This window comes from Candidatus Amoebophilus asiaticus 5a2 (assembly GCF_000020565.1).
Classification (GTDB): Bacteria; Bacteroidota; Bacteroidia; order Cytophagales; family Amoebophilaceae; genus Amoebophilus; species Amoebophilus asiaticus.
Window position 1 is genome coordinate 1,202,232 of sequence record NC_010830.1, and the last position, 21,935, is coordinate 1,224,166.

Sequence of the window (21,935 nt, forward strand, 5' to 3'; positions counted from 1 at the left end):
TTGCTTTGCTACAAATTCAAATTTTTTTAGACAGAGTAAAAAAGATTTATAAACAAAATACACTCACTATATCTACACTATACTTAATGTACGCGCTAAGTCTACTAAAAACTTGCGTATAGTATACCTTCAATTTTTTACTTACTCTTTTAAATAATTTAATAAATGTTTGGTAAGCTATAAAAATATACTTAACATTTCAGACTCATTATCAACATACTATTATATACTTAACTGATTATGTCTCTGGATATTATATTATTTAGTCTTTTTCTAGGGTTAAATCTTATCCTAGGCTTCTTGGCTGGTCGCCGTGTAAAAAACTTACGGGAATATGCTATTGGGACCAAAGCTTTTTCTACTGGTACTGTTACTTCTACCATTGTAGCTACTTGGATCAGTGGGGGCTTTATGTTTTACACCCTACAAAATATATATACCAGTGGGTTACAATTTATTATTGTTGCTATTGCAGGAAGTCTATGTTTATTATTAATGGGACAAGTACTAGCGGTACGCATGGGTGAATTCTTGAATAACGTATCGATAGCTGAAGCTATGGGAGATTTATATGGCAAAGCTGTACAAGTAATTACTGCTATTTCTGGTGTAATAAAGTCGATAGGTCAATTAGCTGTCCAATTTAAAGTAATTGCCAAAATGTTAACACTGTTACTGGGATTTGAAGGGCCATGGGTTACGGTTGCTGCTGCTGGAATTGTTATTTTTTATTCTGCATTTGGGGGTATTCGGTCAGTAACTATTACTGACATCTTTCAGTTTATCACATTTAGCATATTTATCCCTATTCTAGCACTCGTTATTTGGAATAACCTTAAAAATCCAAACCAAGTAGCAGCTATACTAGAAACAAGCCCTTTATTTAGCTGGAAAGCAATCATTGGTTGGAATACCAAAACTTTATCTATGTTAGGCTTATTAATCTATTTTGCTTTACCCACTATTAGTCCACCTGTATTTCAACGTATTGCCATTTCCAAAAATATCGAGCAAGTAAGAGATTCCTTTACTTATGCAGCAGGAATTAGGTTACTTATTGTATTAGGGGTTGCTTGGGTTGCTATTCTATTATTAGCAGACCCTAGTGTAGAAGATCCAAAGAACTTAGTTAATCACATTATTGCTCACTATGCTTATCCGGGCCTTAAAGGATTTATAGCTGTTGGTATTGTGGCACTAGCCATGTCTACAGCAGACTCCAATTTAAATGCTGCTGCCATTCTAGTTACAAATGACATTATTAAACCATTTAATTCTTCTTGGAAAGAGTCGATGGTTATTATTAGATTGGCCTCTATAGGATTAGGGGTGAGTGCCTTGTTGCTTGCCTTAAGTATGCAAAATATTTTAGATCTTTTGCTCTTCTCTGCTAGTTTTTATGTGCCTGTTATTGATGTCCCTTTTTTATTAGCTATTTTTGGCTTTCGTAGTAAAACCAGGTCAGTAATTATAGGTATGGCAGCAGGTTTTGTTACAGTAATTTTGTGGAGTATCTTCTTTAAGAATAGTGATAGCCTTATTCCTGCCATGTTGGCTAATTTAATTTTCTTTATGAGCAGCCATTATATTCTTAAAGAAAAAGGGGGGTGGGTAGGCATTAAAGTTAAAGAGCCACTTCTGCTAGTACGCCAGAAACGTAGAGATGCTTGGAACAATTTTATTAAGACTCTTAAAAAGCCAGAAATTTATCTTTATTTGAAAAAGCACTTACCTGCACAAGAAATAGTTTACACGCTTGTAGGTATTTATATAATAGGAGCTACCTATACTTCCTTTTTCACTGTTCCTCCATCCGTAGTGGTTACGCATAAAGTGTTATATAATTTTATTTCTCACTCTACGCTGATAGCTACTGCTATGTTTATTACTTATCCTGCTTGGCCTCCTACATTTAAAGCAAAATGGTTTATAGCTTTTGCTTGGCCTATTGGTGTTGCTTACCTATTTTTTGTAGTAGGAGGTATTTTAGTAATGATGAGTGGTTTTCATCAAGTGCAAGTAATGATCTTTATGTTAAACCTGATTATTGCTACATTGTTACTTCCGTGGCTACTAGTAGCGATATCGTGTGTAAGTAGTATACTGATAGCCCATATGGTTTATTCTAACCATGGAGGCGAGATATTTTTAGAAGGGCCAGTTGCTTCCCTACAATTTAAGATTTTTTATACAGTATTGCTATTTAGTGGGTCTTTAATTGCTATCATTCGATTTAGGCAGAGTAAAAAATTTTTACAGGAAAAGCATACCCACCTGCTTAGTACCCATCAAGAAGTTTCACAAGAACTAGTAAAAGCACTTAACTATGAAGAGCGGTTTATTAAGTCTTTGGATATAGAAGGTGTAGAAGAATTGAAACAAACAGTTGCACTGGGTAAAGAGCTAGGGCAATACTTACAAAATTTAAATAACAGTGCGCTTCCTAAGGATTTACAAGAGATACTTTCAAATTTCAAGCAACGAGTTGCTTTAACTGATGAGTATTTAGCTACTCTAGCACACAGGGCAACAGCTTATTTGCGATTAGAAGTAACTAGTGTTCGCTTGGAAAGCCTTCTTAATGAAGTTTTAGAGGTGCTTAAATTGGAAAATATAGTATCTATGCCTCGGCTTACAATTGAAAACATAAGTAAGGCTAATGAGATTGAATGTGATAGCCATAAACTAAAAAAGTTGCTTCTTAACGCAGTTTTCTATGCGCAAGCACATGTACACAGTAATGAAAAAAATATTTTATTAGGGATAGAAGATACTACGCTGGGTTATTCTATGAACTCAGTTCAAGGATACATCAAGAAAGTACCTGCTTTGCGATTTGTTATTACTACGGAAAGCCAACTACCTGCGCATGAAGACTTGTACCTTAATAGTATGGACCAAACTACACTAGAAATTCCGTCAGATAAAAATAGCTTACGCATCATTTCTAATCAGCGTACCTTACAAGCGCATTATGGATATATGGCTATACAAATCACAGATGATAGTGTTACTCAAGTCTATGTAGTTCCACAACAAATACGGGGTGTTCGGCCTAAGGAAATGGATATTCCTGAACTTGAACCAGATGCCGAAATCCAGGGATCGGATGAAAACTATCCAGGTGCTAAAGAACAAGAACAAAGCTTTCTTAAAGCACTGAAAGTGGATAGTGAAAATGATCTAAAAATGGTTCACAAGGCTATTAGGCTTATTAAAAAGTATCATGGACCGGTAAAACGTAAGTCAGGAGAACCTTTTTATTTACATCCTATAGCAGTAGCTACTATTATTTTAGATTATACAGATGATATAGATACCATTATTGGGGCATTATTGCATGATATTGTGGAGGATACGGCTTTAACTTTGCCACAGATAGAGTTAATGTTTAATACCAATGTAAAGCAAATTGTAGATGGTGTTACGCATTTAGATAGTAGAGAGAAAACAGTTTATAAGCTAAAATTAGCTGCTCACGAAAATATTCGTCAGTTACTAGAAATAGAAGATAAACGTGTGTTATACGTTAAGTTAGCAGACAGAATGCACAATATGCGTACTATACAGTTTCATTCATCCTTAGCAAAACGAAAAGGAATTGCTGAAGAAACACTTCAGTTCTTTGTACCTGTAGCACACTATTTAGGCCTACAGCAAGCTGCTGATGAATTAAAAGCACGTAGCTTTGAAGTTTTAAATCAAGAAGAATAAGCTATATATTTTGTGATTTTTAACTTGTTAATGTGAAGAAATTCTGTAAATAAATTGAAATTTATTGTTTACTAGGGTGTGTCAAGAATTAAAATATAAGACAAATTAGGTATAAAAGAGTAAGTTGGCTGTATGCAGAGCTAAAAATAGGAGGAATATATGCGACGCTATGCACTAACAGACCAGCAATGGGAAAAGATAAAAGATCTCTTGCCAGGCCGATCAGGCACAGTAGGACCGACAGCCAAGGATAATAGACTCTTTGTTGAAGCAGTCTTATACCGTTACCGTGCTGGTATACCCTGGCGTGATTTACCTGAGCGCTTTGGAGACTTTAGAGTGGTTCATATCCGGCATGCTAGATGGAGTAAAAAAGGTGTATGGCAAAAAGTATTTGAAGTGCTTTTACAAGAGAGCGATAATGCATATTATATGCTTGATGCTACTATTGTTAAGGCCCAACAGCATAGTGCAGGCGCTAAAAAAAAGCCTTAACAAACAAGCGATCGGCCGTAGCCGAGCAGGATTAAGCACAAAAATACATACATTATGTGATGGTAAAGGAAGGCCTATTGCCTTTCACCTAACAGGTGGAGAGGCACATGATTTGCAAGGAGCCGATGCATTACTGGAAAAAGTAAATGCCCCAGCTTTATTGGCTGATAAGGCTTATTATGCACAAAAGAGAGTATTAGCTAGATTACAAAAGAGCAATTGTGTAGCAGTCATACCATCAAAAGCCAATCATAAAAACAAGCGATCTTATGATAAGCAGCTCTATAAATGGTGCTATTTGATCGAGCATTTCTTTGCTTACTTAAAGCAATATCGAGCTATAGCCACGCGCTATGATAATCTAGCGGTCAACTTTTTAGGTGGTATTTATTTGGCTGCTTCTTCTTTGTGGGCTATTTGTTGACACGCCCTAGTTAACCTAAATTGCTAGTAATAGATAAGTAAAAAACAAAAAACCTTTGATCTTGTTTTTATACAAACTAATAAACAGGAGTTTATTATGATTGATCAATCAATAGCAATATACCCATTTATTGACGACTTACTCAAGTGTTTACATTACCAAGAAGATAAAAAAAGAAAATTGTCGGATGCAGAAGTGTTAACAACAGCTATCGTTTCAGCCTTATACTTTGGCGGACATCTTGACAAAGCCCGATCGTTTATGCATTCCACTAGGCTTATCCCTAACATGCTCGATAAAAGTAGGTGCAATCGCTGTTTGCACGCTATAGGAGAAGAGATAACGACCTTTTTTTAGCAATAGGCACTTTAATCAAGCAAGTAGCCACTTGTAAGGATTTTGTGTTGGATTCCTTTCCCGTGCCTGTGTGTGATAACATACATATCAGCCGATGTAAATTATTGCAAGGTGAGGCTTATCGAGGCTACAAAGCCTCTATGCGCCGTTACTTTTATGGCATTAAAGTGCAATTGGTTACAACTAGTAGTGGTATCCCGGTTGAATTCTCAATTGTGGCTGGCAGCCAAGCAGATGTTAAAGGATTGCATCAATTACCTTTCTGTTTGCCTGCTGGTAGTGCATTATATGCTGACTCGGCTTATACCAACTACCATCTAGAAGATATGTTGGCTGATGAAGGGATTAAGCTTTATTCTCAGCGTAAAGCGAATGCTCATCGACAGAATACGCCTTCTCTGGCTTATCTCAAAGAGCGCATGCAAAAAGTGATAGAGACTAGTATTAGTGGTATTAAAGGCCTTTTCTTAAGGAAGATTTATGCTGTTACCTTCCAAGGCTTTCTGATCAAAATATTCTTGTTTTTGTTAGCTTTCCAAATCAACAAAGCTTTCCTCAACTAGCAACTTAGATTAATTAGGTAGCGTGCTAATCTTAAGCAAAAACAGTTGGCTGTGAGGGTTATATATATTTGCCTTTGACGTTTTAGCTAACTTTGTTATATGAAGTGAGCATCTACAAGGGTAGATTTCCTATATTTATAGACTATCTATATCAGAAACAATGTCTAAACAAGAAACAAATTTAAAAAAGCCAAATGCAGATATTCATGGTTACGACCATGTAGAGGTGTTGGGTGCTAGAGTACATAACCTTAAAAATATTGATGTGCGCTTTCCTAGGAATAAGCTGGTGGTTATTACTGGGCTGAGTGGTAGTGGAAAATCTTCTTTAGCATTTGATACGATTTATGCAGAAGGGCAACGACGTTATATAGAAACTTTTATAAGCTATGCACGTTCCTTTATTGGTGATTTAGAGCGTCCGGATGTAGATAAAATTAATGGATTAAGTCCGGTCATTGCTATTGAGCAAAAAACAACTTCTAGAAACCCACGGTCTACAGTAGGTACAGTAACAGAAATTTATGACTATTTGCGTTTGCTATTTGCTAAAGTTGCAGATGCCTACTCCTATACAAGTGGCCACAAAATGGTTAAGCAGACAGCTGAACAAATAGAAAATCATATACTTCAGATATTTTCCGGTAAACAGCTTTTCTTGCTGGCACCTGTAGTAAAAGGTAGAAAAGGGCACTATAGAGAGCTGTTTCAACAAATTAGCAGCATGGGATTTACTAAGGTCAAAATAGATGGAGAGATAAAAGATGTTGTAGCTAAACTGCAAGTAGACCGTTACAAGATACACGATATAGAAATTGTGGTTGACCGGTTGGTTGTCGATAAGGAAGATAAGCAACGGTTACAAAATTCTTTGCATACAACCTTACAGCATGGTAAAGGTGTGGCAATGATACAGGATGAGTTAGGACAGATTCACTATTTTTCTAAATCTTTTATGGATCCTGTTACCGGCCTCTCTTACGATGAGCCTGCGCCTAATACTTTTTCTTTTAACTCGCCCTATGGCGCTTGTACCACCTGTGAAGGATTAGGGACCATATCGCAGGTTGATATAGATGCGATTATACCCGATAAGTCCTTGAATGTACAACAAGGGGGTATTTTGCCATTAGGGCCTGAAGCGAAAACAGATATCTTTAAAACAATAAAAAGTTTATTTGAACATTATCAGGTACCGTTCGATACACCTATTCAAAAGCTGTCCCAACAGTTGCTGGATACTATTCTATATGGGCAAGAAGAAATTACTGAGCAGGAATCTACTAGTAAAGAAAAAAAGCGTGTGATAAAACGGTTCGAGGGTATAATACCTGCCTTAGATAACCTAGAAAATAAAACTACTGCAAAAGAACGTGCTATACAGGAATCGTACAGACGGGATATAACATGTCCTGAATGTCAAGGTGCTAGGCTTAAAAAAGTAGCATTATACTTTAAAATAGCTGATAAGAACATTGCTGAGTTGGCCAATATGAACCTGCAACAGCTTCATGGTTTCCTTGAAGAGCTTATGCCTAAGCTAGATAACCGTCAGCAAATTATTGCTAGTGAGTTACTTAAAGAGCTTAAAAAGCGTATCCATTTCTTGCTTAACGTAGGATTATATTATTTGTCACTAAATCGACCACTAAGAACGCTTTCTGGTGGAGAAGCACAAAGGATTAGGCTGGCTACACAAATTGGTACACAGCTCGTAGGTGTATTGTATATTCTAGATGAGCCTAGCATCGGGCTACATCAGCGTGACAACATGAGTCTGATCCAGGCCCTTCATGATTTAAGAGACTTAGGTAATTCTGTGATGGTAGTGGAGCATGATAAAGATATGATGTTGGAATCAGACTATATTATTGATATAGGTCCTGGAGCTGGAAAAAATGGAGGTAAAGTTGTGGCTGCTGGCACACCAACCGAATTCTTAAAGCAAGCCAGCACAACAGCTGAATTTTTATCGGGTGTTCGACAAATTGCTATTCCATCTACTCGTAGGCAAGGAAATGGTAATGTGTTGACACTTGCAGGTTGCACAGGCAATAATCTTAAAAATGTAACACTAAATTTACCATTGGGTAAGCTTATTTGTATTTCTGGGGTTTCGGGTAGTGGTAAGTCCACGTTAATCCATCAAACGCTGTATCCTATTCTTCAGAAATATCTATATAAATCTTATGCCAATCCGCTTCCTTACACAAGTATAACCGGATTAGAACATTTAGATAAAGTGGTGGAAATAGACCAGAAGCCTATAGGGAGAACTCCCCGTTCCAATCCTTCTACCTATACCAATGTTTTTACAGGCATCCGTAATTTATTTTCACAATTGCCAGAAGCGAAGATACGAGGTTATCAACCTGGTAGATTTTCTTTTAATGTAAGTGGAGGAAGGTGTGAAACTTGTCAAGGTGGAGGTATGCGTGTCATAGAAATGGACTTTTTACCCGATGTATATGTGCATTGCGAAACCTGCCAAGGAAAACGTTATAACCGAGAAACCTTGGAAGTACAATATAAGGGTAAGTCAATCTCTGATGTATTAGATATGACCATTAGCAATGCTGTAGAATTTTTTGATAAATATCCACATATCCGTAAGATCATACAAATTTTGGAGGATGTAGGCTTAGGTTACCTTACTTTAGGTCAGCCTGCTACCACTTTGTCAGGCGGTGAAGCACAACGCGTAAAATTGGCTACCGAACTAGCAAAAAGGGATACAGGTAAAACCTTTTACATACTCGATGAACCCACAACAGGTTTACATTTTCAAGATATTCAGCACCTGTTAGATGTGCTCAATAAATTAACCGATAAAGGCAATACTGTACTAATTATTGAGCATAACCTAGATATTATCAAGGTTGCAGATTATATCATTGATGTGGGCCCAGAGGGAGGCGAACAAGGTGGGCAGATTGTAGCAGAAGGAACACCAGAAGAGCTTATTCAACACCCATATAGCCACACTGCCAAATTTCTTAAAATGGAAATGTAAGATTAATAAATATGCCATGCTGGCATGATTTAAGAGATATAGCAATAGTAAAATAGTATTTGGAATAGTATTTGTTAAAAGAAAATATTGTGAACTTTTAACCTAAAAACCATAAATATGCAAGAAAAAGGTACCATATCTGTACACAGTGAAAATATATTTCCCATCATTAAGAAATTTTTATATTCAGACCATGATGTCTTTTTAAGAGAGTTGGTAGCCAATGCCGTTGATGCTACCCAAAAATTAAAACAACTAGCATCACTTGGTGAATACGATGGAGAAGTGTCAAAGCTTCGTATTCAAATAACTATCAATGAAAAGCTAAAGACACTTACCATTAGCGATCAAGGCTTGGGGATGACTGCAGAGGAAATTAAAGAATACATCAATCAAGTGGCCTTTTCAGGTGCTACTGCTTTTGTAGAGAAATACAAAGATAAAGGACAACAGCAGCAGCTTATAGGATTTTTTGGACTTGGATTTTATTCTGCTTTTATGGTAGCTGATCGAGTAGATATTATTACCAAGTCTTATCAAAAAGATGCTGAATCCGTCCACTGGACATGTGATGGCAGTACGGCTTTTGAGTTAAGAAAAGCTGTAAAAAAAGAGGTAGGTACTGATATAGTCCTTCATCTGAACGCAGATTCAGAAGAGTTTTTGCAAAAACACAAAATTAAAGAAATACTAAATAGGTATTGTAAATTCTTGCCTGTAGAAATAGAATTTGATGGAGAAGTTATTAACAATACACAGCCTATATGGATTAAATCTCCCAGTGAACTTAAAGAGGAGGATTACTTGAAGTTCTATAAAGAATTGTATCCTTTTTCTCCAGATCCGCTTTTCTGGATCCATTTAAACGTAGATTATCCATTTAATCTGACAGGAGTACTTTATTTCCCTCAAGTAACACAAAAACTAGAACATAGCTCGAATAAGATTCAGCTATATGCCAAGCAGGTATTTATTACAGAGGAAGTAAAAGATATTGTACCTCCTTTCTTAATGTTGCTGCATGGGGTAATTGATTCACCAGATATCCCATTAAACGTATCTAGAAGCTACTTGCAAGCTGATAGTAATGTTAAGAAAATCAATACTTATATCACAAAAAAGGTAGCAGATAAGCTAGATGAGTTATTTAAGAAAGATAGGAAATCTTATGAGGAGAAGTGGCCTAGTATAGAACTGTTTGTTAAGTATGGTATGTTAACAGAAGACAAGTTCTATGAGAAAGCCAAAGATTTTGTATTGTTTAAAACGGTTGATAGTGAATATTTTACGTTATCTGAATACCCAGAGCGAGTTAAGGAAAAACAAACTGACAGCGAGCAGCACACAATCATATTATATGCTAATAATGTAGACAAGCAAGATTTATATATACAAGCTTGTAAGCGGCGAGGATTTGATGTATTGTTGTTTGATGGACAGTTAGATAGTCATTTTTTAGAGACACTAGAGCGTAAATTAGATAAAGTACGATTTAAGAGTGTAGACGCAGAGCCTGTTGATAAGCTTATTGGGAAATCAGAGCAGCAGGCTAGTTTACTAGATGAAAAGGAACAAAATAAGTTACAAGATATTTATAAACAAGCGATTAGAGATGCTACTGTTGTGTGGTCTGTTGTTCCTATGGCTTCTGATGAACTGCCTGTTGTAATTACAGTACCTGAGTTTGTAAAGAGGTTACATGCGATGGCCCAGTTGCAGCCCAATGCAGGTATGCCACCTATGTTACAACTACAAGCAGCTATTAATGCCAATCATCCGCTTGCTAAAAAACTATTATCAATAGGGGAGGAGAGTGAGCAGTTAGCACTAGCAAGAAAAGCTTATCAGTTAGCGCTTCTTTCACAGAATATGCTTAATGGTGCAGCTTTAACTGAGTTTATTAAGGAGGCTGCGACAACCATAGTATAGTATATCGAGCAGGTTGTGCTTATTGGGGATGACTTAGCAAAGGGCAATTAATAAGTATACCAAGTATGGCATGCGCTTAATAAGGTTGGTAATGACAGTAGTGGGTATATATTGAGTGTCTGATGATGACAAAGGGTGGCTGAATATAATTTGCCACCCTTTGTTTTTTTGAGGTATTATGTTGATTATGGAAGCTCAATAGCACGAGCAACCATTTATGTACTTATGGTTTTATTCAGTTGCCCCGTGTTTACGCAATATTTCAGCAGCCGTTTCATTATTCCTGGCTTTTGCTAAAGCTAAGGGAGTTTGCCCACTCTTATTAGTTATATTAACATCAGGTTTTGCTTGGTTAATAAGCATATCAAAAATCTTCATTTTGCCTTGAGATACGGCCAAGTGTAAGACTGTATTACCCTGGTGACTTTGCATGTTAATATTGCCGGTAGCACGGATAAGCTTTTCTACAATTGGTAGATTCTCTGGCGATTCAGCATTTGGTTTAGATATAAACAAATTTAGTGGTGTACGGCCATCATCATTATTGATGTCAATATCTGCCCCAGCTTCAATAAGGCTGTCTATAATTTCTAGGTTTATCTCATCCACAGCTAAGTGAGAAATCGTGTTCCCTCTTTCTCCTTTTTCCGTAGTGTTAGCACCTGCTTGGATAAGCTCTCCAGCTGCTTTGTATTTCTTAGTTTTAAATGCTAGCAATGCAATGTCTTTTTCCAATAGTCCTTTATCTTTTGCTACAACCATGCCGTCTCGTATAATTTGCTGCTGAAATGCAGCATCAATTTTGGTGGTAGGTATGTTTGCTATAAACTCTATCATGTCAATTAAAAAATGAGGATTTTCAGAATGTGTAAAAATAGATTGTTGTACCCATCGGTTAATGAGTGGATAAAAATTTTCCAACTTTTTATTCAACACTAGTTCAATGGTTTCCTTAACACCTTCGAGTGTTTTTAGTGAAGCATTATAAATGACTGTTAAAGGTAACAGTTTTTCATAATTTTCTTCTTTTTCTTTATTATTTAATGTGTTGGTAAATAGGGAAGCCAGCCATTCGTTTGGATACTTTAAGTATGCAAAATCAGTACGCCAATCACTCTTAACTGTACTAATACGTTCTATATCAAAATGCCCATTTTGAAAAATCCATTTAAGCGCATCTTGATTATTGATGGTAAAAATGATTGACATAAAGTTAGAATCTATTTTTTTATCACCTGTCAATACATTTCGCCAATCTACTGCTATATTGTCGTTGCTAAATAAATAACAAAGGTGTGTGAGCTTTTCCTCAGCTTGCTTATACCGTTCCTTTATATCACGTTCATTCCAACCTTCGTTTAAAGTTTTATCTGGTATAATACGGGCAATTACATTGAACATATTAAAAATGCTTATAGCTTCTGCATTCGGGAAATTTGATTTAATCTCATATCTTTCTCCATCTGCCCCTACCTTCTTATTTCCATACTGAACACGGTTGATCCCTTGTGCAGTTGAGTTCTCATTTAGATTGGACACAATTTCAGCCCAGGCACTATGAAGCTCTATAGAGTTGTATGTAACGTCTGAATGTGCAAGTATAAAATCTTTAAAATTTTGGTAAGGCAGGTATTTTTTAAAATCATCGGGATCATGGATAGTCTGTATTCTGTTTTTAAAAACTTTTTCTTCCAGCTCCTCTAATTTTCTTACAGCTATCATCCCTCCATTTTCTACCGATAATAACAGCATAAAAAGGTTCCTTAATGAATATTCGCCACAATCTGAAAAGGGTTTTGTGCCTCCTTGAATGGTAATGTTTTTAGAATAGGTAACTGGCTCTGCTACTAAATTTTCATAAGCCTCAAATCCCTTTGCCAAAAAAAATACTAATTCTACATTAGCTGGATTCTCTAAATCTGCGACAATTTGTGGGAAATTATTTTTAAGCTTGTCGTATAAGACTTTGTCGTAAATATCATTGGATACTAATGGGTCCAGGCCCAACAGAGACTTATTCTCAGCAGCTTTAATAAAAAAGCTTAAAAGAGATATAATAACAATATTCTCAGGGTAACGTTGTTTAGTAGGATTCTCTTTAGGATTCGCATACAATTCTTGTTCTGCATATGCATCTGCCAAAAGCTTTGCATATTTTTTACTACTGCTGTTGCTAAGTGGTTTTAATATTGGAAGAAGGTTTGTTTCCTGAACGCGCGGGTCTTGATCAGCTAATAGTATTCCAATGATTTCTTTAATAAGAGGTAAATTCTTGCTTTCACTTAGTTTACCTAGAAGTGTCCTTTCTTGTATGTTAGGAACAAATTGAAGTCCGTCTAAACTAGGAAATAACTCAAGTAGTAATTCTGCAATTTTATCCGAAGCTACATCTTTTAACCTTTCTCCCACTGTTTGTTTCTGGTAAAACCCAAAAAAACGGATGCGTTCTAACAGTTTGCCGTGAACGGCTACTAGTCCCCAAAAAGGTGAAATGGCTCTATGTTCAGAGGATGTAGATTGATAAATTCCTTGTACTTCAGTGAAACGGATTTCTGCATGTGTTACAGAGATCATGTGGATTGTCAATAGAATAGCTGCCAATCCTTTAGTAAAAAAATTTGGTCTTTTCATATGGTTATAGATAGAATAAATTTGATACAGTTGATATAAAGAATATAATTAATTAAGTCCAAAATATTATCCTTAATAAAAGAAAATTTGACATTTCTATGCAAAAGAAAGCGTTTTATGGAGCTGCTGTAAGATAATTAAGAAATACTGAGCAGGTTTAGCTTATGAATAAGGATAGACTAACAAGTTATACTAAAGTAGAGATAAACAAGAAAGAACCTACCAAGTTGTTTTTATGGGTTTATGTTAAAAAATTTAGCTTGTATATCCGTAAAAGTCCCACCAACTATTATGTAACTATATACTATAGTATATTATTTCCCCTTTATTATTACTGTTTTATCAAAAAAGTCAGATATTTTGTTCAAGTATAAAATTTATATAAATATCAATCTGGCTTTTTAATATCTAGAAAATGCAAAAATTCAGTATAATTTTTTTTAGTGCCTTGTTGCTAAGTGCTTGTAAATCTAAACCTCATCAGGTTATAGATACAACAGTTATTGATAAAGTCTCCTCAAACCAAGCAAGAACAGTAGGAGAAGAAAATAAGAGTATAGAAGTAATCTCTCTTCCAAAGGTGAGTGAAGCTAGTTCAATTTCTTCTATAGGGCAAATAGGGGAACAAAAGCCAGAAGAAATAAATGGCTTTACCTTTCATTCTCTAACAGTACCTAAAGAGATAATGCTACAGATTTTTAGCGAGCTGTCAGTTCCAGATATTACGCAAGCAAGCCAAGTGTGTAGAGGTTGGTATGAGCTAAGTGAAGAACCAGCGTTGTGGAGAACAGTACACTTGCGTATGCATGGATATTATTCGGCCGGTGAAGCAACTAAAGAACAGGCTAAGCTACATATGCTGCGCGTGCGTGTACATACTTTGACAGATCTTACAACAGCAGGGCATTTAATCACTAAGTATATGCTTAATCAGAGCCGTCCTTTTACCCGTTACCAAGCTTTAGTGTGTGAGTTGACAGAAGAATTGACACAAGAAATACTTGATAAACAAGCTACTCAAGGCAATCAGGTAGCTATAGATCGAAAAATAGAAGGAATGGCAGATGAAGTTTATGGTTATGATGCCGATCCTGAGGCAGCTGTTGCCTTGAATGAGCGTTTGATTAATCAAGGCAATGAAAAAGCTATTAATAGAAAAATATATGGGCTTGCTCAAGGTACTTATGGATACAAGGAGAATATACCAGCTACTGTTGTCTTTATTGAAGACATGGCGTCAAAAGGTAATCAAACAGCAATAAAAAGGAAAATAGACGGTTATACTTATGGAATGTATGGTTATCAGAAACATCCCTTGTCAGCTGTTAACTTGATTGAACATTGGGTGGAGCAAGGTAGCAAAAGGGCTATTCGATGGAAAGTAAAAGGGCTTGCTAATGGTATGTATGGTTACAAGAAAGACCTTATAGCAGCTGTTAATTTAAATGAGGCTTTAATTGAGCAAGGAGATGAAAAAGCTATTGGGAAAAAAATATTTGGACTAGCGCATGGCTGCTATGGCTATGAGAAAGATTTAGAGGCAGCAATTGCATTAAATCAAAATTTAATTGAGCAAGGTAATGAGCAAGCTATCATTAGGAAAGTAAAGGGGCTTAGTCAAGGAAAGGATATTGATGACAGAATCTCGTCTCTTTACCAGGTAGATATGTCAAAATTAACAAGTTGGTTAGAGGAAGAGGAAAGTAAAGGTACGTGCTGGGCTCACTACCTAAAAGCACAAGGGCTTCAATATGGTATACTAGGGTTTGGGAAAGATATGCAGGCTGCTATTGGATATATTAAAAGGCACAATATTCCTTATTAAACATTAAACAAAAAATACCAAAAGCTAACTTATGCTTAAGGTGGGGTACGTGTTTGGGAATAGGTAAGTAGGGGAGAGAATAGGCTTCTATTAATCCATTAAAAGTAGATCAAGTATAATATATATACCATTGTGCTAAATTAATTATTGTTTAGTTAAGGCATGGCACAAGTCCAAGTATTGATTAGTACAACCTACTTGAATTATATGGTATCTTTATTTTTTTATTAAGCAGTGCGTGAAAATGTTCCTTATTACAATTTCTAGTGCTGTTTTCTTATTTGTTCATTTAGTTAGTTGTAATGGAGAACAGTGATTTTGCATTTTTAAGTTTATTGGACTACTGTTAGCGACCATAAAGTTTATATATTTGCTATTAATCAATTTAAATTATTATGCTTTTTCCTCAGGACATAACCCTTCCTATGCTTAATACTATCAGCCGTGGAACCCTTATAGAGCATTTAGGAATAGAGTATACGGCACTAAACCCAGACGCTTTGTTGGCAAAAATGCCAGTAGATCAGAGAACAAAACAGCCTATGGGATTACTTCATGGTGGAGCTTCAGTAGTATTAGCAGAAACAGTTGGTAGTATGGCTGCTAATTTGGTGGTAGACCGTGAAAAATACTATTGTGTAGGTTTAGAAATTAATGCTAACCATGTACGTAAGGCTACTGATGGATATGTGTATGCAGAAGCCAAGCCTTTACATATTGGTAAAGCCACCCATGTTTGGCAAATTCATGTTACGGATGAGGAAGGACAATTAATCTGCACTAGCCGGCATACAGTAGCTGTAATTGAAAAGTAAATTTATTTCTTTCAAGCGATAGATTCTCTTGTATAAAACAATTAGCCTCAACTGATAAAGAGTTGTAGGTTTTTACATGTATTCATATAATAGACCCGCTGCGAAACAGAAGATCGATAAAAACATTAGATTTTTGAGAGTTAAATTTATTATTTATAAAAATTCAACCTGCGTTTTTTATACTTTAAACGTCTATTCTTATTTTTTATATTTTCTGAATTGTGCAAAATGCTCCTCTGTTTTTTTACGGCAGTTGTTTCGCAGCGGGTCTAATGAATAACTTAAGCCTAATTGCGCATAATTTAATAAAAAGTCATATGACTGGCAGACAGGTATTACGAGTTGTTCAGCAAGAAAAAATATACACAAGTTTCTTATTAAACTGAGCATTTATTTGACAATATTATTCCTTTCTTTAATTGCCCTAAAGATTAGATTATGTTAAAAATTTATATAAACTCCTGAAATATAGGCAATAGCACAATCTGATCAAGTATGGTATAAAGCGGATAAGTGGCGTGTTGGTAAGTCATGTGGATAAGTTGTGAAAAAGATTGGCTTAGTAAAGTTTAACTTTACGTTCATGAAAACAAAAAATCTATTTCCTAGACATTTAGATAGCGCAGCTACTCCTAGCCGCCTATTGCCAAGTACAGAGCCTCATGCTAAGATGCCCCCTCAAGCTATTGAGCTGGAGCAAAGTATTTTAGGTGCACTAATGCTTGAAAAAGATGCGCTTACTGAGGTTATAGATATCTTAAAGCCCAACAGCTTTTATGAAGAATCCCACCAAGAAATATATAAAGCTATTATCGAGCTTTTTAATAATTCTGCTCCTGTTGACTTAAGAACTGTTGTTAACCAGCTAAGAAAAAATGGCAAACTAGAGTTTGTAGGAGGGTCTTATTACCTCGCATCTTTGACCGCACGTGTGAGTTCTGCAGCAAATATTGAGTATCATGCGCGAGCAGTAATAGAATATGCAATTAAGCGCCAGTTAATACAGGTGGCTACTAGTATCCATAAACATGCTTATGAAGATACGACCGATGTTTTCATGCTACTTGATCATGCCGAACAGGCATTGTTTGAAGTAACTGAATCGAATATCCGTAAAAATTATACTGACATGCGTTCGCTCTTGGGAGATGCTATCAAAGAGTTGGAGGCTAAACGAGGCCATAAAGATGGCCTGACAGGTATAGCCAGTGGTTTTATTGCATTAGATCGTCTGACTTCTGGCTGGCAGAAGTCAGACTTGGTTATTGTGGCTGCTAGGCCTGGTATGGGTAAAACAGCTTTTATGCTTTCGCTCTTACGTAATGCCGCGATTGACCACGGACATGCAGTTGCTATTTTCTCGCTTGAGATGTCTTCTTTACAGCTTGTAAATAGGCTTATTGCTGCTGAAGCAGAATTAGAAAGTGAAAAAATTAAGAAAGGTACGCTAGCAGATCATGAATGGCAGCAGCTTATTCATAAAACCTCGCAGCTATCCCAAGCACCCATTTTTATAGATGATACGCCTGCACTTTCTGTTTTTGAGTTACGCACCAAGTGTAGAAGGCTAAAGGCTAAGCATGACATACAGCTAATTGTTGTTGACTATTTACAACTTATGACAGCTGATTCTAGCAAGGGATCTGGAAATCGTGAACAAGAAATAGCAACTATTTCTCGCTCATTAAAAAATTTAGCCAAGGAGCTCAATGTACCTATTCTAGCTCCTTCTCAGCTTAGCCGTGCAGTAGAAACGAGGGGAGGAGACAAGCGTCCCATGCTTTCAGATTTAAGGGAATCAGGTGCTATTGAGCAAGATGCAGATATGGTGCTATTCTTATATAGGCCTGAATATTATGGTATTACCGAAGATGAGCTGGGCAATCCTACACAAGGCGTAACTGAAGTAATTATTGCTAAACATAGAAATGGTTCGTTGGATAGTGTTGCACTCAAATTTATTGGCAAGTACACCAAGTTTGCAGATTTAGATATAGTGTCATTTTCTAATTACAATAATTATGATGCCTTGGGTACTATCACCAAAACCAGCAAAGCCAATGATACTAATTTAAATTCTCTTGAGTCAGATCCATCTAATCCATTTATCTAGGACGTATGGCCAAAATAGCTTAGATACTAATAAATGCTGTATAAAGAGTTTGCTAATTTAAGAATAGGTATTAAGCTAGCGATTAAAAACTCATATGGAATGTAAACGATGTAAATCAAATAAAACCATCAATAATGGAAAAGCCAGGAGTAAGCAAAAGATACAACTGCAAAAACTGTGGCTACAATTTTGTAGGATGAGTGTAGGGGAAAGAATATAGATAAACAGCGGATCGCTATTCATTTATATTTAGAGCAATAGGTAGTGTGTTAGGAGTAAGGAATGTGTCAGTTTTGAAATGGATACAAGCTTATCATCAGCAACATAAAGCTCAAGGAAGACAAGCAGTAGAGGTAATAAAAATGGATGAGATATGGTATGATCTAGGCTCAAAAAAAGAAGCTATGGGCTTGGATTGTACTGGATCGAGGAAGGGGAAGTATACTTGACTTTGCCACGGGGAGCCGAGAAGCAAGCACAGGGGAAGAGCTTTGTAGCAAAATAAAAGATGTAGTTTTTTGAATTTATGCCACAGACCATTGGCCGGCTTATAGCCAGTTTATAGATACAAACATAAGGTATGGAAAAAGCAAATAACGCACATATAGAGTCATATAATGCTAATGTGAGGTATTATTTGGCTAGGTTTAGAAGGAAAACCAAGTGTTACTCTAAACCAGAAAGGTTAGTTGAGTTATCTTTATACTTATTGATGTATAAATCTTTTATATTATCTATACTTTAGTTAGCAAAGCCAAGTATTTATTTATAGTAGATAAAAACATAAGCAACTAAGCAACCATTATACTTAATAAATAGCACATTGCTTATAAAAATTTAACTAATACAAAGGTGTTTTGGTCACTTATTTCTTCCAACGAACTTAATCTAACGAAGCTATTTAGTAAGTATGCCTACATACAAAATAGCTGTTTCTAGTAAAAAGAACGTGGTTTAATTTTTAAAATTAGCTACCTGTCGATCATATCAGTATAAATACCAACTATAAAGTATAGTTTTATGTTTGCTTGGTAAGTAGAATATGTGTTTTTACTTAATTTAAAAGGGAAATAGAATTTTAAAAGTTAGCTATTTACAATATTAATATATGTGTTGTTTTTGGATAGGTAGCGTTATTTGTACTTTATACATATATATATATGTATATATTGATACTTGCTAAAAAAGATAAATATTCTTTTTCCTAAACTCTCTGTTACGGTAAGGTAGACCTCTTTTTATTTCTTCTACAAGAATCTTGTAATATTGTTTGAGCTGCGATTTCTCTTCTTTTAATTTTTTTAGCTTGATATCAAACTGACGTGTAAGCATCTGCTTATTTTCTATACTTATAGAGTGTAGTTCTTGGTTGATATGATCTAGCCGTTTTTTAAATTCAGCAATTTCTTTTTGCTTTGATAATCCTTGCTTTTGCTGTTCTAAGTACATATTTAATGTTTCTTCTACATAAGCAGCTGCAGTTCTTGGTTGGCCTGTAGCTGCTATTCTTGATTGCACATAATCAAGCTCAAGTTCTTTTAGTATAAGTTTAGCTTCTTTATATAGGGTTTTATAAGTTAGTTCATGCGTCATTTCTTCGGCTAACTGTACGTTTTCTTCTCCTATACTTAAATATGATTTCCCATCAAACTCATGTTGCATTACATAAGGTATAGTTCCCGTTTCCTGCTGGCACTTTTTAATTATATACATGCATTTAGCATCTTTAAAAAGCATACAATTAATTGCTAAACCTGGCTGGCTGCTTAGGTGATATCTCCATTTTATTAATGTTGCCATTATTTCTTCGAGCGTCTTATAGGCTTTGCTATGCATAATAACATGGTTACCCTGACGGGTATATTCTTTTTCTATAATTATTTGTTGCCATGCACTTATCAGCTTACTTTCTAGCTCTTTAATTGGTTCAAGATAAGTATCAAACCTAACAAAATCAGTATTAGATATAAAAGGTGCAAACCTATTAATTTCAAAAATTTCTAATAATTTGTTTTTATTCTTTTTCTCTGCTTTCATAAAGAAATAGACTGCTTTAGCAAGATCTACTTGGTTATTTATACCTTCTTGATATATTGTCCCTAAAGTAGTTTGTGCACCTTTATTTCCTCTAACTGCCGCCTTAGTATACCATTCTATTGCTTTGTCTATATGGCCATCATCTGTTATGCAGTCTTTATAAATGTTTCCTAATTCAGTTTGTACATCTGTATCTTCTTGACTGGCAGCTATTTCAAGCCATCTTATTGCCTTTGTGTAGTTTATGTGTTTAACTCCTTTGCCTTCCTTATACATAAGTGCCAAGCCATATTGAGCAGCTATGTTCCCTTGGCTAGCAGCAGCTTTGTACCATTTTATAGCTTCTGCATTGTTAAGTTGTACTCCTAATCCTTTTCTATACATATAACCCAAGTTAGCTTGTGCCAAGGCATATCCTTGCTCAGCAGCAGCCCTATACCATTTAGTGGCTTCTTGATAATAGTGTTCTGGGTAGCTAAACCATACTCCTTTCCTAGTATAAAACATATCTCCTAAAAGGTTCTGTGCTATTGGATAATGTTGCTCTGCAGCATTTTTATACCATTCTACTGCTCTTTCATTGTCTTGTTTTACACCTAAACCGTTCTCATACATATATCCTAAATTAGTTTGTGCTAAAATATTGCCTTGTTTAGCACAAGCTTCAACATATTCTTTAAGTTCTTCATAGAGCGCATGATTCTCTATTTGTTTTGAAACGTGTAGCAATAAATAAATATGCCTTTGGTCATTTTTTACTTTTTCTTTTATTCCTTGCCAACTAAAAGGATGTATTGATCTTTCCATTAGAGGTGTTAGCCCTGCTTTAAAAAAGCGTATAAGAATTTCCTCCTGTGCAATAGTATCGTTAATGTTGGCTATCTGAGCTAGCTCGCTGATATTCATTCGTTTATAATTGCTAATAATTCGAATTATATCGTTTTCTGGCTTTTCTGTTTTAATTTTTTTTTGAGGAGGTGTTGGTGGTTCTAAGTGTCCTAATGGGTGTTTTTTTTCTGTTTCTAAAGTTGTTACACTAATATCAGAGCTTTTTATTCCTTCTACTGTAGTTAAATATGTAGAGTTAGTTTCACTTTTTCTTAGTACCTGGTCTGACATAGGCAAGCATAAGCCTAATTCTTCATGGTTACTTTTACTCCAGTTAACATCACACCTTTGTATACAATTGCCATGCTCATCTAAAAGCTCAAAGGTAATGTTTATGTGTTCGCACGTACGGTGTGGTACGAGTGTAAAGGGAATAGTTAAGGCTTCATCTTCTATGGTTAAAGCAGTTTGTTTTGTAAAAAAAGTTAATCTTTTAATACTATTAGTTAGGTTTTCTTTTACTCTTTTTGTGCCATTCCATATTAAAATGCCATCTCTATCGCTAAGCGTAATTTTTAATTGATATTGATGAAGTTTAATACTATCTACACTGCTAGTTAAACTAAAAATAGTCTCTATAGTTGCTTGATCTCCTACCATTTTAGCAGAAGCTATTTGCATGAATAAGTATCCTTTAGACTTGTAATTATTTATTTTAAAATTACAAGAAGCTATAAATAGTGTAAAAAAAAGGATTAAAAACCTAGTCTTAGAAAACAATACGTATCTTCCTTTAAAAATTTTTAAGTTTCTTCTTAATGCAAGCAAATACATAAGCTGGTAATAGTTAAAAGTTGTATTGGTTCTTTTTTCTTTCTAACACTTAAAATTAATAACTACAATAAATAACTTTTAGTTTGCTAACTATGATGCTTAGCAAACATATTGTATTTTTAATAGGCAATATGGTAACCTAATTAAAAAGGTTTTATAAAATATTGCAATTAAACAGCCAACTAATCTTATCTAATTCTGTAACTAGCAGACTTCTATAAAATTCATTGTTATTGGGCCCGGAAAAAAACTTTACTTTTTAGGCTATTCAGAGGCTCATATAATCTAATTTTTTAATAAGATGGCTAGATTATATAAGTTTATACATGCTATAGAGAAATTTTTATATTTATATAT

Annotated in this window: 10 protein-coding genes and 2 pseudogenes; 9 read left to right on the top strand and 3 right to left on the bottom strand. The window is 35.3% G+C overall.

Translation table 11 applies throughout. The features are described 5' to 3' along the window. The first annotated feature begins 240 nt into the window (after positions 1-240). The 5 genes and pseudogenes from AASI_RS04815 to htpG all read left to right on the top strand — a co-directional run bounded on the left by AASI_RS04815 (position 241) and on the right by htpG (position 10,495). The gene (locus AASI_RS04815; protein ID WP_012473068.1) at positions 241-3,714 is read left to right on the top strand and encodes a sodium:solute symporter family transporter; all 3,474 of its coding nucleotides are present in this window, start codon (positions 241-243) and stop codon (positions 3,712-3,714) included. Between the two features lie 159 nt (positions 3,715-3,873). Further along, positions 3,874-4,633, top strand: a protein-coding gene (locus tag AASI_RS08195; RefSeq protein ID WP_148204961.1) for an IS5-like element ISCaa13 family transposase whose coding sequence is annotated in 2 segments (ribosomal slippage) — positions 3,874-4,194 and positions 4,196-4,633 — 759 coding nt in all. Because the reading frame shifts where the segments join, the coding sequence is not laid out codon by codon here. Positions 4,634-4,729: 96 nt separating this feature from the next. Beyond that, positions 4,730-5,553 (top strand): annotated as a pseudogene (locus AASI_RS04830) (IS982 family transposase). Between the two features lie 160 nt (positions 5,554-5,713). Then, positions 5,714-8,566 carry an excinuclease ABC subunit UvrA gene (uvrA, locus tag AASI_RS04835; RefSeq protein ID WP_012473070.1) on the top strand — a complete coding sequence of 951 codons (2,853 nt, stop codon included), beginning with the start codon at positions 5,714-5,716 and terminating at the stop codon, positions 8,564-8,566. A gap of 117 nt (positions 8,567-8,683) precedes the next feature. After that, entirely contained in the window at positions 8,684-10,495 is a 1,812-nt protein-coding gene (htpG, locus tag AASI_RS04840; protein WP_012473071.1) for a molecular chaperone HtpG, read from the top strand. 231 nt (positions 10,496-10,726) lie between these two features. Here htpG and AASI_RS04845 read toward each other — a convergent pair whose 3' ends face one another. Further along, the gene (locus AASI_RS04845) at positions 10,727-13,126 is read right to left on the bottom strand and encodes an ankyrin repeat domain-containing protein (protein ID WP_012473072.1); all 2,400 of its coding nucleotides are present in this window, start codon (positions 13,124-13,126) and stop codon (positions 10,727-10,729) included. A 415-nt stretch (positions 13,127-13,541) separates the two neighbouring features. On the opposite strand from AASI_RS04845, the gene AASI_RS04850 reads away from it, so the two are divergent. Together AASI_RS04850 and AASI_RS04855 are read left to right on the top strand one after the other, a co-directional pair. Beyond that, positions 13,542-14,951 carry an F-box protein gene (locus tag AASI_RS04850; protein WP_012473073.1) on the top strand — a complete coding sequence of 470 codons (1,410 nt, stop codon included), beginning with the start codon at positions 13,542-13,544 and terminating at the stop codon, positions 14,949-14,951. A gap of 395 nt (positions 14,952-15,346) precedes the next feature. Continuing rightward, positions 15,347-15,766, top strand: coding sequence for a hotdog fold thioesterase (locus AASI_RS04855; RefSeq protein WP_012473074.1), 420 nt, complete (start codon positions 15,347-15,349; stop codon positions 15,764-15,766). 198 nt (positions 15,767-15,964) lie between these two features. Here AASI_RS04855 and AASI_RS08830 read toward each other — a convergent pair whose 3' ends face one another. Beyond that, positions 15,965-16,135 (bottom strand): hypothetical protein, encoded by a 171-nt coding sequence (locus AASI_RS08830; protein WP_187146242.1) that lies wholly within the window; start codon positions 16,133-16,135, stop codon positions 15,965-15,967. Between the two features lie 214 nt (positions 16,136-16,349). Between AASI_RS08830 and dnaB the strand changes: the two genes are divergently transcribed. Next, the gene (gene dnaB, locus AASI_RS04860) at positions 16,350-17,879 is read left to right on the top strand and encodes a replicative DNA helicase (RefSeq protein WP_012473075.1); all 1,530 of its coding nucleotides are present in this window, start codon (positions 16,350-16,352) and stop codon (positions 17,877-17,879) included. A gap of 94 nt (positions 17,880-17,973) precedes the next feature. Beyond that, a pseudogene (locus AASI_RS08200) lies at positions 17,974-18,624 on the top strand (IS1 family transposase). A gap of 434 nt (positions 18,625-19,058) precedes the next feature. On the opposite strand, the gene AASI_RS07680 reads toward AASI_RS08200, so the two are convergent. Then, entirely contained in the window at positions 19,059-21,425 is a 2,367-nt protein-coding gene (locus AASI_RS07680; protein ID WP_187146243.1) for a tetratricopeptide repeat protein, read from the bottom strand. Positions 21,426-21,935 lie beyond the last annotated feature (510 nt).

What these genes read in the sequence shown, in the direction of transcription:
- uvrA (WP_012473070.1), top strand. Translation starts at nt 5,714, where the DNA reads ATGTCTAAACAAGAAACAAATTTAAAAAAGCCAAATGCAGATATTCAT.
- AASI_RS04845 (WP_012473072.1), bottom strand. Translation starts at nt 13,126, where the DNA reads ATGAAAAGACCAAATTTTTTTACTAAAGGATTGGCAGCTATTCTATTG.
- AASI_RS04815 (WP_012473068.1), top strand. Translation starts at nt 241, where the DNA reads ATGTCTCTGGATATTATATTATTTAGTCTTTTTCTAGGGTTAAATCTT.
- AASI_RS07680 (WP_187146243.1), bottom strand. Translation starts at nt 21,425, where the DNA reads ATGCAAATAGCTTCTGCTAAAATGGTAGGAGATCAAGCAACTATAGAG.
- AASI_RS04855 (WP_012473074.1), top strand. Translation starts at nt 15,347, where the DNA reads ATGCTTTTTCCTCAGGACATAACCCTTCCTATGCTTAATACTATCAGC.
- htpG (WP_012473071.1), top strand. Translation starts at nt 8,684, where the DNA reads ATGCAAGAAAAAGGTACCATATCTGTACACAGTGAAAATATATTTCCC.
- AASI_RS04850 (WP_012473073.1), top strand. Translation starts at nt 13,542, where the DNA reads ATGCAAAAATTCAGTATAATTTTTTTTAGTGCCTTGTTGCTAAGTGCT.
- dnaB (WP_012473075.1), top strand. Translation starts at nt 16,350, where the DNA reads ATGAAAACAAAAAATCTATTTCCTAGACATTTAGATAGCGCAGCTACT.